General features: G+C 41.2%; 17 protein-coding genes. 14 read left to right on the top strand and 3 right to left on the bottom strand.

Annotation, left to right across the window (positions count from 1 at the left end; translation table 11 throughout):
* Positions 1–6 precede the first annotated feature (6 nt).
* Positions 7–684: a hypothetical protein gene (locus tag ACE1B6_RS24350; RefSeq protein WP_413259868.1), complete on the bottom strand. Its 678-nt coding sequence runs from the start codon at positions 682–684 to the stop codon at positions 7–9.
* 710 nt (positions 685–1,394) lie between these two features.
* Between ACE1B6_RS24350 and ACE1B6_RS24345 the strand changes: the two genes are divergently transcribed.
* The 13 genes from ACE1B6_RS24345 (at position 1,395) to ACE1B6_RS24285 (ending at position 13,026) form a co-directional block, all read left to right on the top strand.
* Positions 1,395–1,895 (top strand): hypothetical protein, encoded by a 501-nt coding sequence (locus ACE1B6_RS24345; protein WP_413259867.1) that lies wholly within the window; start codon positions 1,395–1,397, stop codon positions 1,893–1,895.
* A 125-nt stretch (positions 1,896–2,020) separates the two neighbouring features.
* On the top strand, positions 2,021–2,242 hold the full coding sequence (locus tag ACE1B6_RS24340) for a hypothetical protein (protein WP_413259866.1): 222 nt from the start codon (positions 2,021–2,023) through the stop codon (positions 2,240–2,242).
* Between the two features lie 86 nt (positions 2,243–2,328).
* Positions 2,329–3,291, top strand: a complete 963-nt coding sequence (locus ACE1B6_RS24335; RefSeq protein WP_413259865.1) for a PIN domain-containing protein — start codon at positions 2,329–2,331, stop codon at positions 3,289–3,291.
* Positions 3,292–3,408: 117 nt separating this feature from the next.
* Positions 3,409–4,083 (top strand): DNA cytosine methyltransferase, encoded by a 675-nt coding sequence (locus ACE1B6_RS24330; protein ID WP_413259864.1) that lies wholly within the window; start codon positions 3,409–3,411, stop codon positions 4,081–4,083.
* 44 nt (positions 4,084–4,127) lie between these two features.
* Positions 4,128–4,352: a hypothetical protein gene (locus ACE1B6_RS24325; RefSeq protein ID WP_413259863.1), complete on the top strand. Its 225-nt coding sequence runs from the start codon at positions 4,128–4,130 to the stop codon at positions 4,350–4,352.
* Entirely contained in the window at positions 4,346–4,972 is a 627-nt protein-coding gene (locus ACE1B6_RS24320) for a deoxynucleoside kinase (protein ID WP_413259862.1), read from the top strand. The genes ACE1B6_RS24325 and ACE1B6_RS24320 overlap by 7 nt, the downstream gene beginning before the upstream one ends.
* A 70-nt stretch (positions 4,973–5,042) precedes the next feature.
* The gene (locus tag ACE1B6_RS24315) at positions 5,043–5,882 is read left to right on the top strand and encodes a hypothetical protein (protein ID WP_413259861.1); all 840 of its coding nucleotides are present in this window, start codon (positions 5,043–5,045) and stop codon (positions 5,880–5,882) included.
* Between the two features lie 213 nt (positions 5,883–6,095).
* Entirely contained in the window at positions 6,096–7,802 is a 1,707-nt protein-coding gene (locus ACE1B6_RS24310; protein WP_413259860.1) for a primase-helicase family protein, read from the top strand.
* A gap of 138 nt (positions 7,803–7,940) precedes the next feature.
* Positions 7,941–8,561, top strand: a complete 621-nt coding sequence (locus ACE1B6_RS24305) for a hypothetical protein (protein WP_413259859.1) — start codon at positions 7,941–7,943, stop codon at positions 8,559–8,561.
* Positions 8,562–8,649: 88 nt separating this feature from the next.
* Complete coding sequence (locus tag ACE1B6_RS24300; RefSeq protein WP_413259858.1) at positions 8,650–11,235, top strand: DNA polymerase; 2,586 nt, start codon at positions 8,650–8,652, stop codon at positions 11,233–11,235.
* A gap of 131 nt (positions 11,236–11,366) precedes the next feature.
* On the top strand, positions 11,367–12,011 hold the full coding sequence (locus tag ACE1B6_RS24295) for a hypothetical protein (protein ID WP_413259857.1): 645 nt from the start codon (positions 11,367–11,369) through the stop codon (positions 12,009–12,011).
* On the top strand, positions 11,986–12,330 hold the full coding sequence (locus ACE1B6_RS24290) for a hypothetical protein (RefSeq protein ID WP_413259856.1): 345 nt from the start codon (positions 11,986–11,988) through the stop codon (positions 12,328–12,330). Before ACE1B6_RS24295 ends, ACE1B6_RS24290 begins: the two co-directional genes overlap by 26 nt.
* A gap of 75 nt (positions 12,331–12,405) precedes the next feature.
* Positions 12,406–13,026 carry a methyltransferase domain-containing protein gene (locus tag ACE1B6_RS24285; RefSeq protein ID WP_413259855.1) on the top strand — a complete coding sequence of 207 codons (621 nt, stop codon included), beginning with the start codon at positions 12,406–12,408 and terminating at the stop codon, positions 13,024–13,026.
* A gap of 760 nt (positions 13,027–13,786) precedes the next feature.
* Here ACE1B6_RS24285 and ACE1B6_RS24280 read toward each other — a convergent pair.
* Both ACE1B6_RS24280 and ACE1B6_RS24275 read right to left on the bottom strand, forming a co-directional pair.
* Positions 13,787–14,197 carry a response regulator gene (locus tag ACE1B6_RS24280; protein ID WP_413259854.1) on the bottom strand — a complete coding sequence of 137 codons (411 nt, stop codon included), beginning with the start codon at positions 14,195–14,197 and terminating at the stop codon, positions 13,787–13,789.
* Between the two features lie 31 nt (positions 14,198–14,228).
* Positions 14,229–14,465 carry a DUF1816 domain-containing protein gene (locus tag ACE1B6_RS24275; protein ID WP_413259853.1) on the bottom strand — a complete coding sequence of 79 codons (237 nt, stop codon included), beginning with the start codon at positions 14,463–14,465 and terminating at the stop codon, positions 14,229–14,231.
* Between the two features lie 209 nt (positions 14,466–14,674).
* Here ACE1B6_RS24275 and ACE1B6_RS24270 point away from each other — a divergent pair, with 209 nt between their 5' ends.
* Positions 14,675–16,306, top strand: a complete 1,632-nt coding sequence (locus ACE1B6_RS24270; RefSeq protein ID WP_413259852.1) for a hypothetical protein — start codon at positions 14,675–14,677, stop codon at positions 16,304–16,306.
* The last annotated feature ends 29 nt before the right edge of the window (positions 16,307–16,335 follow it).

Genomic DNA, 16,335 nt, shown 5'->3' with positions numbered 1-16,335 from the left:
GGTAACTTACCATTTACCCGGAAAATGGGGCAAAATGCTACAAGGAACTGTACTCATGAGGCTGTTACGCTTGTAAAAGTCGTTATCTTCATTGTTGCGAATAGCGCCGCCTATTTTTGCTTGCCTCATTTCGTACCAAGGGGTTAACTCTCTGATCGGATCTGCCCACTTTAAAAAACTTCTTTTAATATCGGGTAAACCATAACTAGAAGCCCATTCATTAAACTTTTCGATATACTGTTGCCAGTATTTAACCCGCCCGTGTACGCGGTTTTTCGCGTCCTGTAACATTTCTTTGGCTGTCTTAGCTGGTTTGGCTAAGTCCTTATAAAACATTAGTTCACCTGACTTGTTGCGGTATGCCATCCCTTTAAGTTGTTTGACAGCATCCTTAGCGTCTTTGAATGATGACCGGATACTACCTCTACTGTAGAAAGGTCTACCACTAGGGGACTTTTGAGGTTTTGCTGTTGCAGGCTCGATTTCTTTTTGAATATTTCTATAACTGTTTAAAAAAGTTTCAATGGTGCTAACAATGCTATTGAAAACTTCTGCTTTATGTATAAACCTTTCTGCTAGTTTTTGATACTTTTTCGCAAAAAATGCTAGTTTTTCCGGGTTTTTCCTTGCTTGTACAACCTCTCTAGGGCAACCTTTCCACCACCAGTTAATATTTGATGTCATAGTATCCCTCTTATTTGCTTAAATATTGTTCTAAAATAAAGAAATATTCCTGATAGTTACTAGACCAACTTAACAACTATCAGGTATCTCTAAAGCCAAAAAGTTTAAGCCTTCTTAGGGCATCTTGTTCAGTCTTCAGCTTGGCTAACCACGCCTTAACCATGCTTGGACTTTATTAGATGCCCTATTGGGCTATGAAACCTTATCATTGCTGAGTTATCAGCCGTCTACTTTGAGGCGTGGTCATCGTTTCCGACCTTACCTCAGCTACTTTCAGGTTTTGTCAAGGTTCTGTGTGGTTTATAGTCTCACTCGACTTTTAGCTTGAAAGCTCTCATGTAGTTTCAGGCTCATCACCTTTCACTCATGCCGTAGTAGCTAGTTGATGGTTTAGGAGTTACAAACCGCGTTTATGCCTAGCTCTCTTGCAACAGTGGCTTTAGTCGTCAGTTACCGTTGGCAGATCCAATGCGTTTCATTCGACGGTGGTCTGTGCTAGGGAGTACCAGTCCCTCTGTTGCCTTACATTTACCATGTTATACGGGATGACCTACCTTGTCAACCTGTATAAAGATATTTTTAGTATCGTATCTCTATGATACAAAGTTTACTCATGCCTTGTATGGTGTACAGGTTGACATAACAGGTTTTATAAAAGTAGAATAATATCTAAATATATTAAAACTTTCATAGAGAGGGAACATTTTTAAATGCAAGTAGTCTTAAACCAGTTAAACCGAAGCAAGGACAGCAGTAATGAGGTTCATTATTTAGAGTTAATACCTAAAAAACAAATACTTAAGCTTTTAGTTGCGGCTTTAGCTCAACCCGCACAATATGCCTTAGCCTTAGCGGACGACTTAAGCCCTGTAGAAGAAAATACACCCGCAAAAGATATGATAACTCTATCTGAATGGCTAGAAAGCAAGGGTTTAGAACTGGAACGCTCAGAAAAGCACAAGTTAGCTTTGTTACTATCCAGACTATACAAAGAAAAAACTGGTAGCACTCCCAGAGTGATCACCCGTCCAGATAGCCGGGGTAAATGGCTCAAGAAAGCTAATGGTTTTACTCAGGAAGAAACACCTATTTTGCAAGAAGCTTTAAACGAGGTCATACCAGACTGGAAAAGTCGATCGACTCTTGCTACTCCTTCCAGAAAAAACACCAAAAGTAAGACGACAAAAGCAACAACTACCAGCCAAAAATAGCTTGAAAAGCAGAGTAGTATTATGATGTCACATTTTTATAAGTGGCACGGGTTAGAACTGTCACACATACAGGTTAACCCGTGTTATTATGAAACAAACGTTATATATTACGAGTGCTAACTAAAATGCAAACTACTATATCCCACTGGTTTACTCTGGGGTTAAAAAGAGCTTTTGGCAAAATAGCGAGTATTGATAAAAAGTTGAAAGAGGCTGATGATATTGATGAGATGCTACTACTTGCTTGTGAGAGGTTAAACTGGGCAGAGTCAGCCGATCATGTCTTTTTAACAAAAGAAGCGAATGTAGAAACTATTACAGCCGAAGTTGTCAGCCTACAAAACTGATATGGGAGAACTATTATACTGGTTGACATGGTATGTTAAACAAGTTAATGTTAGGGTACAACACCAAGACATTAACCAGTTTTACTATGCAAAAAACCAGGCATACAACAGTAGTTTTCGACTACTCAGTTTTCTGTCATCAACTACACGCGATCGTAGGTAATGCAGATATCCCAAAAAAGCATTATTTAGGCGTTATTAAAGCTCAGTTAGTGCAGGTTTTATCGCAAGAATATTTAGGTGTTTTAAAGCCTAACGAAAAGTTTCAGACAGTATTTTGTGTAGACTCAAAACCTTATTGGAGAACAGAATATTTATTAAGACCTGAAGTGTGGGAAAAGGTAGAGAGGTATGGAAAAAAGGGTAAAATGTTAGAACCTCAACCGATACATTACAAAGCTGGTAGAAAGTTTCCTGAATACACTTTTACTAAGTTAAAAAACAAGATGCTAGAGGTTATTCAAAACCAAGGATGGTCAGTGATGGCTGGTCAAGGTTTTGAAGCTGATGATATGGCAGCTTGTATAGTTATGTGTAACAGGATGTTACCGCCAGAAAAACAGCACAGGTTGATATTAGTTACAGTCGATACTGACTGGTTAGGTCTGTTGGACAATAACACCGAATGGTTTTGTATGAAGGGCTGGTTTCCCAGAGTTAGGATGACTCTGGACGATCTAAACCATTGGTCACACAAACGACTAGGAACTTATTTTGATATGCCTACTAAGTTATGGGGACATAAAGCGGTATTCGGGGATAAGTCCGATAACTTACCGCCTAATAGTCCCTTGGAGGTGATCGACTTGTGTGAACCGCCTGCTGAGTTTTGCTCTTGGGAACTCTCTGCAACGAGAAATAAAGCTATGCAGTTTTTACAGTATCCGGCTGATCACAGTGAGAAATACTTTACTGACTCAGCTAGTCGTTATCTAATGCAGCTTGGAATGCCAAAGGCTATCAGACCTTTAGACGTTGGTAAAGACTGCCTACCAGCGTTACAAAGTCAGTTAGGCTATTACCCAGAGTTGGAACTACTGACAGCTTAAGCGCGGTTAACCCTGGTTTTGTCTGGGGTTGAGCCATTTGTAACTGAATGCAACTAGCTAGTTGACATAGTTAGTAAACATATATAATAATGGAAACAACAGAACATTGATAACTAAATGAAACTTTTGGATCTGTTTTGCGGCGCTGGTGGGGCTGCTGTTGGTTACGATCGCTCTGGTCTAGTTTCAGAAATACATGGCGTTGATATCGTGCCACAGCCAAGATACCCATTCAGGTTTTACCAATACGACGCGATCGAGTTTCTAAAGCGGTACGGGCATCAATATGACATTATTCACGCTTCACCGCCTTGTCAGAGGTTTAGTAGTGCATCGGGTAAGCACAAAGAAAAACACCCAGACTTACTGACACCGACTTTGGAGATATTAAGAAAGTTAGGCACGCCTTATGTAGTGGAAAACGTCACAGGAGCTAGACCACTATTACAGAGTCCGATACTACTTTGTGGTTCTATGTTTGGGTTAAAAGTCTATCGCCATCGGCTTTTTGAGGTGTACCCAGACATCGAAGCGCCCTTACACTTTCCCCACAATGACCGATCGCCGGGGGCTAATAAAGGGCTATCGCCTAAAGGTTTTGTTTGTGTGGTAGGGCATAGAGCCGGGATACAGCCAGCAAAAGGCGTTACTAAGGAATATGTAGAGACTGCTATGGGTATTAACTGGATGTCAGCAACAGAACTGAGTCAGGCGATACCTCCGAAGTTTACTCAATACATCGGAGAACAACTTAAGAAAAAACTAGTTACACTAGTTGACATGGCTAGTTAACTAAGAGTAATATTAAACCATGAAACAGCGATGAACCTTGATAAATGAATAACACAGAAAAGCCCAAACTTGAGTTAGAGGTTGCTTACAACCTGCTGATCGAGGATAGCAAAGTACCTAACGAGGTCTTAGTTTATCCCACTCGCATAGAAACCGATCGCATCGTTGAAAATGTGATGGTTCCATTTTTCAAAGAGTCTGATGTACTCGTTGCACATTGTTGCACGATGCCTAATACAAACAAAGTACAGAGGTTAAGCCCTTGGTAAAACCCTTAAGTATCGGCATTACTGGCGTTATGGGTACTGGTAAAAGTACCTTGGGAATGAAGTTAAGCAGAGAGTTAGGGTTAACCTACCATGTAGAACCCTTCGAGTTAAACCCTTGGATAGTCCACAGCTTAACCACTCCAGAGCCATCAGAGTCTAACTTTGACTGCCAAGCTGTAGCGATAACTTTAGGATGGCAGAACGTTTATAAAGTATCGCGCTTGGGTGGTATCGTTGACGCGCCTTTTATGGGTGAGTCTGTTTTTACGCCTACGATGTACCAGTTAGGACAGTTAAACGATGCACAATACGAAAGTTTACTGCTTATGGCGGATAACTTGCCAAAAGTGCGGTTAGATGTCCTTATTTGCTTGAAAGCTGCTGTTAGCACCATGCTATATAGAATAGCTTGCCGGGGTAGAAGTTTTGAGAGTGAGGTATCAACTGAGTACCTGCACGCTTTGAAAACAGCTTACGATCATTGGGTTGAGTACGCAGCCTATAAAATGGCTACGGATACTCTAGTAATAAATACTGATGAACTAGAAGCTGAGGAAGTTTTAGAAAGTTCTCTAAAATGGTTGGCAAACACAGGTCAACCTGCTATGATAAGAGTGTGAGGCAAAGAGAAGCCTGATAAACGCTGAAACCAAGACATAAAAAGACTTACAACACTTAAGGAACATAAGTATGCAGTTCGTAACAGAAGAAGTAAAAAGCTTGTTCAACCGCGCTAAGTTTTCCAAAGAAAGAACTGAGATCCCTAATAACCATCCTGCGATCGCAAGAGTTCAGAATGTTATCAATGACGCTTTGAGCATTTTAGGTCTTACAGATGTTTTCCTATCCCGTACTCGCTTCACTTACACAGTCATCTATAAAGATGGTGAAGTAAACATTTATGCTCCATACGTAGGCAGTAAAGACGGTGTGGCTGTTCTGTGTTGGGGTGATGAGAAGTTCCCCATTAGCGACATTAAAGCAGACCTAGACATTATTGAAGATAACAAGCGGTTTTTACTTGAGGTTGCTGATGAAGAGGGCAACGCGCTTGAGTTAACTATGATGGTACGCCGCAAGGACAAAGACGGCAATGATGTCAAGTTTGAGAAAGCAGAGTTACGTAAAGCCTTAAAGCAAGGTCGCTTAGGTGAGTACCTTTCTCAGTCATTCGTTAAACCTCTGAAACTCAAGGACGTTCAACCTGGTACTTACACTGTCACTGGTTACGACTCCCGTATTTATGAGGGCGATGTAAAATACACGCTATTTCTAGAAGGTGTCGGGGCTGTCTCAGCTAACACAGCGTTAAATAACCGCTTGAGCTTTGAGCCTGAGATCACCCCAACAAAACCAGCAACTTTAGTTATTTCTCCGTCAACCAAGACAACTAACCAAGGTCATCCTATTATCCCTACCCAGTTAACCACTGCTAAAGACTTAGAGATCCCGGTTTTTGACTTCTGCGATGGACTTGTAACAGATAACTTTGCTGAAGATGAAAACCTAGTGGATAACATCGCTTTCTAAGCTAGTTGACTAGTATATGAAGGCTCTAGGGTTAACTTAGAGCCTTTTTTATTCACCAAGACACTAACCAAAGTCAACAACACTATGCCTAAGAAAACATCACCAGGACAAGACAAAGGTAAGACTGGGTATAGCAACATGAGTAACCAAGACTACAACGCTACGCATGAAGAAGAAACAGTAAGTATTTCTCTTCATTCCTACGCTGAGGTGATGGGAATATTGATCGCAGACCTTGATTATAAAGGCTTTCAGCTTATCGCATCACCTTTAGGCGAGTTCTGCGGTTATGAAGTCTACACAAAAAGTAAACTATCAATACCTGGTATAAAACCAGACGATAACTTCTGGTACTGGAAGCGGGTAGACCCTACCAATACTGGAGAGCGTTTAAAGTTCATTGCTGCTGTTCGTAGTGCGATCGAGGGGCATTTAGAAGAGGCAAGCAAAGAGGAAGCACGATACTGGAAAGAAGTGTGGTCATGTTTCGCAGATAAACCAGCCGATGTTAACAGCAAAGTCTTTATACACAGTCGGACTGAAGCATCTACTTACTATCGAAACAAGAGATCGGCGCTATTGGGGACTAGCGGCGGGTTTAAGTTCGTTCCTAAAGTTGAATGGTTCCCAGTTCAACTACAAAACTATGATGCTAGGGACTTGCTGACGCTTTTACCCGATGCTGAGGCAAAACAGTTAATGTTGCTCTTAGGTCGCTTAATGGCTGGTGCTAATGGCACTGAGGCTGTAGAAGGCGTGATAGAGCATACTTTCCGGTCTATGGCGCTCATCGTTGGGAACACAGCCGGAATGGGTAAGAGTACTTTTCTGGGTTACATCAGTTCTGCTTTAGTTCAGCTTGGTTATGCTACCAACTGGATAAATACCAATGACACGCGGTTTGGTTGGGGAGAGGTAGCGACTACAGACTTGGCTATTGTAGACGACTTGACAGAAGAGGTACAAAAACGCCTGATCCGAGATGTGCGTATTAAGTCCATAGTTTCCAACAACTACCTAAAAGTAGAAGAGAAAGGGATCGCAGCAGTATCAGTAAGAGCAACATCGGTAGTTTTGGGGTGTACTAACCTCTCTAACTACTCCCACTACATCGGTATGGATAGCGGTAGCATATCGCGCTTAAACCAGCTTGACACCTTGAGTAAGACCGACTTAGCCGCTAAATATCCTCATGTGCCAGATGCCCGGATCAAGCCATTCTGGGAAGCTAAAGCAGAAGAGATGAGAGTCAGTGAGTCAGTTTTGGCGATGTACTTGCTCAGACGATCGCTTGACTTATTTCTTGAGGTAACTGGCTATGATGTCACATCAGCAATGTTAGTCAAGGATAGGTCTAAAGACAGGCTGGAAGAGGTCAATAATGAGCTTAGAAAGCAGTTTCGGATCGATATCAACATTAGTCATGCTGAGGAACTGACAAGGGTAGCGGCACATTTAGCGGCGTTAGTTATTGCTGATAGCCGTCAGAGCGATCGCACAGAGTTAGAGCAAGGTCTAAAAGCTTTGGAATATTGTCCAGAGCTATTATTGACTGTTGCTGAGTTGTTCATCGATCAGGCTAAAATGCCAGATGAGTTAAAGGGACTAGCACTTTCACAGATGAGCCTAGCTGTTCGGAAGTACCTCAAAGCTCAGATCAGTGACCTTAGACAACTGGCAATAACTAAGACTTTTGAAGAAGCTTTTGCTATCATCATCAAGCATTTCAAGAGTACCAAAGGTTTTGGTTATCCGGTCGCATCATCCCACTATCAGAACCTATGGCAAGCTGAAAAGCGACAAGTAGTAGAACTCGTTACGGAATACGAGAAACTGCTAGAAAATGGCTTTAAACTGCCTAAAGCCGTGCGTAACGCAATGGATAGCATGAGATCGTTGTTAACCGAAATGACTGAATAGCCTACTGGTTAACCTGTGTGTAAACATATATTGCACTGGTTGACATGGTTAGTAAGCCAGTGTTAGCTTTTGAATATCAACACTAGTTAACCAGTTTACCTAACCATGTTACCAAGACAATATCAACAACTAACCAGAATGAAGACTACAGAGAACAGAGGATACAAAAAAGGGGATACAGATTTTGCTAAAGCTTACAATGAGGGACTAGATGAGGAAACGCGGATCTTGTGTTTCTTAAATAGGTTGCCTGGAATGGCAGTATTAGCTACAGAAGAGATACACGACCAGTTTAATGATATTGACTGCTATCTCAATGGAGTCCCAACAAGTATCAAGACTGAACACGCCGGAACCCGTTATGGGCATATATATGTGGAACTGGCTACACAACGCTTTCAGCCTTTTGGCTGGGAAGAGTCAGAAAGTGAAATGATGAGTAAGTTATTGAAACAGTATTTTATAAAGAAACGAAACGATAAAGCCTACCGCCCGTCTTGGTGGTTTAAAGGTAAAGCCGAACAGTACCTTATTCTACAGGGTGAGATTTTATACCTGATCAGAAAGTCTACTATTGCCGAAATGTTGGAAAAAGGACAGATAGCAAGGGTTTTAGGTTTATCGGCTAAAACGCTGCTACAACAAGGCAATAAAGATACTATTTGCGCCTTCTTTAATATCTCAGAAGTCGAGAAAGTGGCGCAATGGCAGCTACCCAACCCAACAGCTAGACCTAAGCCATTAAGAGCTATTGCGTAAAAACTAACATCTTTTTATTACGCTAACACTAGTTGACATAGTAGGTTAACTAGTGTTAGTATTAGACCATCACCAAGACATTAATACCATGACTAAAGTTAAAAAACTCTCGGACTCGCTACACCAAAGAGTTTTAGGCTACAGTCCCGCACCTTGGACAGCCAAAGTATTGAAGACAGCAGAAGACAACTGGCGTAAAGCAGGCTTATTGGATGCAGAAGACTTGACCGAAGTGGTAGAACTTCCTTTACCTGAGTGGTTTGGTAAATATCAGGATATGCTCAGTAAAGCGGTTTTTAAGTATGGCATACCTCATATTGTACGCTTAGACGCTTTTGCACAAATAGACATCCCAGAGATACCGGAAATAGCGCCATATTCTAAAGTTTCTGGCTGGTACAAGTGGACGGGCAACAGTTGGAAACCGGGAAAAATAGCCGATGACAGCACTCTGGTTATAGACTTTGAAACGGTTAATGTACCTACTGACGACTACAAAGATGTTTGGTGTCCCGTCTGTGCAGTAGCCTACACCTTAGATGGTGGCTGGTTTTTATGGTTGGCAGATCTGGATAACCTGACAACTACCATTGACTTTCCCAAAGGTTGTACAGTTATTAACCATAACGTACAGTACGATCGCCAGTTTTTAAGAAGTGAATACTATTACAAGGACTCAGGCAACCGCTTCTTTGACACGATGGCAGCTTGGATCGCTTGCCGGGGTATTTCAAACCAGCAACGTCCTGTGTTACTGAAGACTGAGGAAACCTACCGCCCTGACTGGTGCGATGAAACCGCTACAAATGGTTTAGATGCTGTTTATCAGTTCTATTTTGGTGACGATCTCGACAAAGGTGTTAGAGATGCCTTAGTCGCTGAAGGTTTACCGTTTGTCCGTAAAAACCTCTCTGATGTAGTGAAATACTGCCTTAAGGATGTACAAGCAACTATTAAGGTATTTCAGGCGGTTTACCCGGAAAATAAGCGCCATAGACCTTCTTTAATATCTCAGACAGCACAGTTACTCTTGGGGTCTTGTTGGTTGCCTTTGGATGGCGATCGCTTTCCTGAGTATTACCCTAAAGCTGAAGCTGCTTTTGATGCGGTGATGTCGGTAGTAGATGCCCGTATCGCTGAAAGATGGGCAGAAGTTTCCGAATGGGTGCAAACCTACTACAAATGGTCAGACGATAGCATCAAAGCTTTCAAAGCTAACCCAGATCAGGTGTTGGCAACTTATTTAAACCAAGTGCCGCTACAGTGGCGATCGCTGGACTGGACACCCGGACTATCCGGCAAAACTAAGGGACTACCCAAATGGTTTAGGACTACTAAGCTAGAAGACTTAACCTTAAAGTCCAGACTGACTCCGATACTTTTAGAGCTTAAATGGCGTGGTGAGGATGTTTTATGGAGTAACGATCTAGGCTGGCATACGGAAAGCTTTGGTTGTCTACCTCACCCGGAAAAGCGGGGGCAAAAAGTTACAGACATTTTTGCTAAAGGCTTTATTCATGCTGTAGAAGAAGACGTTTTGACAGCGCCAGGGGGACTGCAAGAGTTATTAAGGTCAGTGATGTCTACGATCAACTGGGTATCTTTAAGAAAGAGAGTTGCAGCCATCCACACTGAGCAAGTAGAAGGCTACCCAGTAGTTTTACCTCAGCTAGTGGTCACAGGCACAATAACGGGCAGATGTGCGGACAACCTTTGGCAAGTAGCAGCCAACCCCAAAAAAGCCCGGATAGGGACAGAGTTAAAGTCGATGGTTTCCCCGATGAAGGGTTACACCTTTGTCGGTGCTGACGTTGACAGCCAAGAGCTATGGATCGCGTCGTTGTTGGGTGATAGTATTTCTGGCTTTTGCGGTTCCACTGCGTTAGGTTTGGCGGTAACTATCGGGTTAAAAGAACAAGGATCGGATGTTCATAGTTTACAGGCAACTAAAGCGGGTATTAAACGAGATCTGGCTAAAAACATGGTGTATGGCATGGTTTACGGCTTAGGGCTTAAAGGATGTACCGACTACCTCTTAAAAGCTCTACCTCATAAGTCAGACGGGGAATGTAAGCAAATGGCTCAACAGTTCCTTGATGTCTTCAAAGGGGTTAAGTCAGACCATACAGGGCATTACATGAACGGTTTAGCGTCTGACTGTTTCAACGTTTTAGAGCAGGCAGTAAAGAAACCAGGTCAACCGACACCAGTTTTAAAATGCAGAGTTACTAAGAGTCTCGACGGTACTAAGGACTATCAGACAACCAAGATAAACCGGATCATACAAGCGTCAGGAGTTGACTTTCGTGATATGTTGGTCTGTCTGCAACGTCTTTTTTATGACCTACTAGGGATCGATGGTCGTCTGTTGATGACTATTCACGATGAGATCAGGACTGTGGTAGGAGAAGAAGACAGCTATAAGGCAGCTTACGCGCTACAACTGGCACATTTAGCCGTTAGAGCTTCATTTATCGATGGTTTAGGCTTAGACTGCATACCTGCTAACGTTGCTTGGTTTTCAGCAGTTGACATCGATCCTTACTGCCTGAGAAAAGATCCGTCCGATCCTCAACTTACACCAAGTCAGACAGAGCCGATCGCCAAAGGTCAAGCGATATCGCCTAAGCAGTTGCTTGAGTACCTGCAAAACAACCCAGAAACTTTATTCTAAAACCTTGTACACAATACAGGTTGACCTGTATTAGAATAAGGGAACAGCTTACAAATACCAGGGGGCTAACCATTCCCCCTGGATAAACCAAGACATTAACTTATCAACACTAGCCATAGGTCAACGTAAGTATGAGCTACAGCTACAGCGATAATATTGCCTCTATTATAGTCATTCTGGGCAACTCAGGAGCAGGCAAAGACACAGTTACAGAGGTGTTAAAAGCCGAAGTTAGTAACTGTGTTGTGCATAAATGGTCTGCACCAATGAAGAGAATGCTTGAGTATGCTTATGACTTGCCTACTGGTAGCTTAGAGGACAGAGAGATCCGATCGCAAGAAGTGCCAGATATGCCGGGGGTAACTTATTTAGACCTGATGGTAAGATGCTTTGAGTTTTTCCCAAAAATAGACCCTTTAATGATGATCAGAAAAGTTTTTCGAGCTATTCAGTCAGACGTAAAAAATAAAGGGAAAATAGTTATCTCAAATGACTTACGTAACCCATTAGAAGCTGAGGCGATCGCTAACTTGGCTATTTATTATCCTCTACACATCATAAGAGTAGAACGAAGGGGCTGCAAAGGTTTTAAGTCTGATAAGTTCCTTAAAACCAACTACCAAACTTTGTTAAAGGTTGCTAAAACTGCCCATATTGTTAATAACAACGGAACGTTAAACGACCTCAAACAAGCTACGAAAATGTTAATAAATGTCCGTTTAAAACCCTTATTACAGGAGACTAAAAGCAGTGTGTTCATTGGTCAACTTGGCTAACGAGTATGGTATCTACTTAGATGCCTTTACTAAGAAAAGACTTGAGTTATTATCCTATAGCAAAGTATTAGCTGTAGGTATTGTAAACTGGGACGATCGTTATAACAGATATACTCAACAAGTGAGAGACAAAAATATCGTTAGGTTCCCTGATAACTCGGAACTACATCAACAGTTGATGATAGACCTCGATACTTTTGAGTTTCAGGCTGAAGAGTCCCCAGAAAAAGCTTTGTACTGCTACACCATTGGAGAGGATAGCGAGTTACATTTCTCCATTTTTTCTCAGCCTAAACAGCATCTAGCCACAGCTTGTTAAACTTTTACTGGTTGACCTGTATTGTTTACCAGTGTTATAGTAAAGAGACAAAGCAAACACCAAGACATTTAACTTATGACAGTAGCCACAGCTAACCCAAGACATCTGAGCAACAGCAACGAGCATTTTACCCCAGACTGGCTATTAGATGGTGTCAGAGAGGTTTTAGGCAGTATTGACTTAGATCCTGCTAGTTGTGAAGAAGCAAACAAGCGGGTAAACGCTCAGATGTTTTATGATGCTGACTCTTGCGGGGTCGGTGCGTTAGGTCTTGACTGGGATAGTAGAGAAGTTAACGAGGCTGGTCAACTAGTTGTTAAGCCTGCTAATGTGTTCTGTAACCCACCAGGCGGTAAGGTAGCGAATAAGTCTCAGATAAAGCTTTTCTGGAATAAGTTGATCGAGCAAGTAGAAAAAGGAAATATCCGACACGCGCTATTTTTGGCGTTTTCTGTCGAGGCGTTACAGTCCACACAAAAGAAAACTGACAAGGCTATGTTAGACTTTCCGGGCTGTATGTTCAAAGACAGAGTGGCTTATGTTCAACCAGGCGGAAGTATTGCTAAGTCACCACCTCACAGCAGTTCTATCATTTACGTTCCTGGCACTTTTGACGCTACCGATCGGTTTTTTCGGGCATTTCATGGCAAGTTAGGCAAGTGTTGGAAACCTGTAAACAGCCATTTAGTAATGTAAAACACAGAACTGTAGGCTGATAAACATCCTTCGTTAACTAGTTAATATGTCTTTAACGGATACAGCGTAGTCCTCAAAACAATAATGCTCTTAAAAATAGAGACTCAAAGCCCTGCTTTCAACCTAGCAGGGTTATTTTCTTCCCCGCGTGTTTTTGAAGCCTAACAACCTTTCCGAAAATATATGCGATCGGAGTCGCAAAGTTTATTATTATTTTCAAAGTTCGTTAGGAAAAACACACAACTATAGCATGATAAATATTCTTGGTTAACTTATTAAGATGCAAATACAGAATTCATCAAAACTATGCTCCTGACGGCGAGTATTTCATAGCCCCGCTTGGTCGTAAAGCGGGGTTTTTATTAGCAAAATTTTATAACGGTTGCTGTTGATATTTACACTATTTTTGTTAGCAAAAACACAAAACCTAAGACTGATAAATAAGCTGGATTAAAGAGCATAAACTTAAATAAAATTACTAAAGCTATTCGTTTGGTGAAGAACCCTACTTTTACAGAGTAGGGTTTTTATTTGTAGCTAAACCAAGTTAGCTCTATGAAAATTTACTAAAAAATATATAACTATAGCATGATGAACAGGCTTGGCTAACTAGTTAAGATCTGTTTAAAGGAAAACATAACAATTATCCAAAGTGCTATTTTATAGACCCTAACGATCAACTTGGTAGGGTTTTAATTCGTCAATTATAGGTTACTTAAATTATTAACTTATGACTCACAATAATTAATATCAAACAGTTTTATCGTGGTTCAGTAAGGTTAGCAACAACTTTTACTAAATCATCAATATCAACAGGTTTAGATAGATGTTTCTGAAAACCTGCGGCAAGTGAGCGAATACGAGCGTCATCCCCAGTAGCCCCCGTCACAGCGATCGCAGAAATATTTTTACCTCTTTGTGCTAGACGGGCTTTTATCTCACGAACCAACAAACATCCATCTCCATCTGGTAAGGTAATATTGCTGATTACAATATCTACTTCATAGCTTTCTATTATATCTAAAGCTTCACTTGCAAAAGTTACTGTTATTATCTCTGCTCCTACTTCTTCAAAGATAATATTATATAAGTCTCTTGTGTCTGGATCATCTTCTACTATCAAAACTCGAAAACCTTTTAAAATTTGTTTCGGTATATTGTCATTAGCCATTTTTTCCTTTTTTATGAATTTTGAGTATAATCTATAATGCTTGTTCACAAATGGTCAAAACATCAGGCTGACAGCGTTTGATTAACACTTCAAGAACTTGAGAATTTTCACTTTCTAAATCCTCAACATAACCTAAACTAGCTTTCTTGGCTTCAACAAAATGTTGGAAAGAGCCAAAATAGTAAACGCAGAAAGGTTTAGCGGTAGTAATTTCTACCCACCAAGGCATATCCTCATTGGATAACTCTAATTGAACTGCTACTTTCATTACTGTTTTATATTGTTTGCAACACCTGATATCGTTTGTTCTTAAGTGTTCTACAAAACAAGTGATAATAAAAACATTCTTTAGTAGTATTAAATGTTAAGTTTAATTGTATGAAAGCAAACTAAGAGCTTTTATTGCAAGAGGAGTAAACCTCTAAATCACTTCTAGTTATCTATAACAACGTAGGTTTAGTTAAAAGTTTAAAACCTATGTTGCCTGAGAAAGTATTAGCTAAAAGACTAGAACAAAAACATACTGACTATGACTACTACAAGGAAGCTTGGGAAACGATCGCACAACTAAGAGAAGGATCGCCAGCTATTCTTAAAAATGCTACTAAATACTGCCCTAGACGACCGGGGGAAGCTGAAGACATTTACCAGATAAGGCTTAGTAAACTGTCTTACACTCCATTGATGAGTTATCACATCTTCCAATATGTCTCTAAGTTGATATCAGCGCCCGTCTATTTATCTGGGGTTGAAAATGAGAGTTATTGGGCAAAATGGCGATCGTCAGTGGATGCCAAAGGTTTAGATGAGCTTGGCTTTTTATCTAATATTTTCAGTTGCTTACTATATTTCGGTCGCTGTTACATCGCCTTAGACTTACCGAGTGAGGTCAAAAAATACCGATCGCACTGGGAAGCACAGGACGATCAAACCATGCCTTATGTCTTGCTCTATGAGCCTTTAGACGTTCTTAACTGGTTTGACGATAGTTGGTATATCACAAGGCAAGTAGAAACCACAGGGGACGCTCTAGACGAGCCTAAGATGCTCTGTAGATGGCTGGTGAGGACAAAGGAAGAAGTTAGCAGATATTCAGCCGAAGTCAAGGTTAACTCAGCAGGTAGACCTGTTGAGATCCTATCTGATACCAAATGGCTACCAATAGACCACCCTAACGCCGTAGTTTACCAAGATAGCCAATGGTTACACGGCTTAGGCAGATGTCCTATTTTATGCCTTGAGTTACCCTCAGAAGCTTGGATCGGTAAAGCAGTTTATAGAAAACAGGTGCAACACTTACAAATAGAGTCAGCATGGACGGATACAGGAACAATGGCGGGTATTATTCAGAGGTTGTACACGCCTACACCGCCCGTTGCACAGACCGATCCTAGAGTTGTTTATCAGCCTCAACCTGACTACAACCAACTGAGTAAAGCCGATAACGCCCACATTCTGATCGGGTCTAACTTTGAGTTTAAAGAAAGCTCTGGGAGTGCGATCGGTAACTTATCCTCTCAACTGGAAATAATAGAAGGACAGTTGAAATACTTAGCTTCTATGAGTTTTGCCAGTGTCACCAAAGGGGCTGTTATGCAGTCTGGAACGTCTAAAGGTTTCGATATGGCGATGATGGCTGATGCGATGAAAGCTTACGGGGCAAAGGTTAGGCAGTTTTATGAGGACATTCTACAGCTTGTCGCCAAACTATCGAACTCATCAGAAGACATCAGAGTACATGGTCTGAGTACTTACTCTGTAGACAACCTTGAAACCATGCTAACTCAGGCAGAAAAGCTGGAAAGTTTACCGCTTTTACCACCTACAGTAAAACGCATCTGGTACGGGAAACTAGTTAACCTGCTAGTTGGTACTGTTTCCCCTGATGTTTCGGTGAAGATAGAAGAAGAGTTAGATAGTTTATTAACTCAAGATCTATTAGATACACAAGAAGAAATAAACGATGATCGGTCAGTGGATGAGAAACCAACTCTCACCAAAGAATACTTAATGGAAACACAAGGAATATCGGAAAAAGAGGCTCAAATAATAATGATGATGGCGTATTACGACCTAACAGAAGATGAAGCGCAAGAAGTTTTAAGTTAAACCATAGTTAACTAGGTAATAACTATTAA

Origin of the sequence: Floridaenema fluviatile BLCC-F154 (genome assembly GCF_041929135.1) — a bacterium.
GTDB classification, from domain to species: domain Bacteria; phylum Cyanobacteriota; class Cyanobacteriia; order Cyanobacteriales; family Aerosakkonemataceae; genus Floridanema; species Floridanema fluviatile.
Note: the sequence above shows the minus strand (reverse complement) of the source record. Positions and strands in the feature narration are given on the sequence as shown.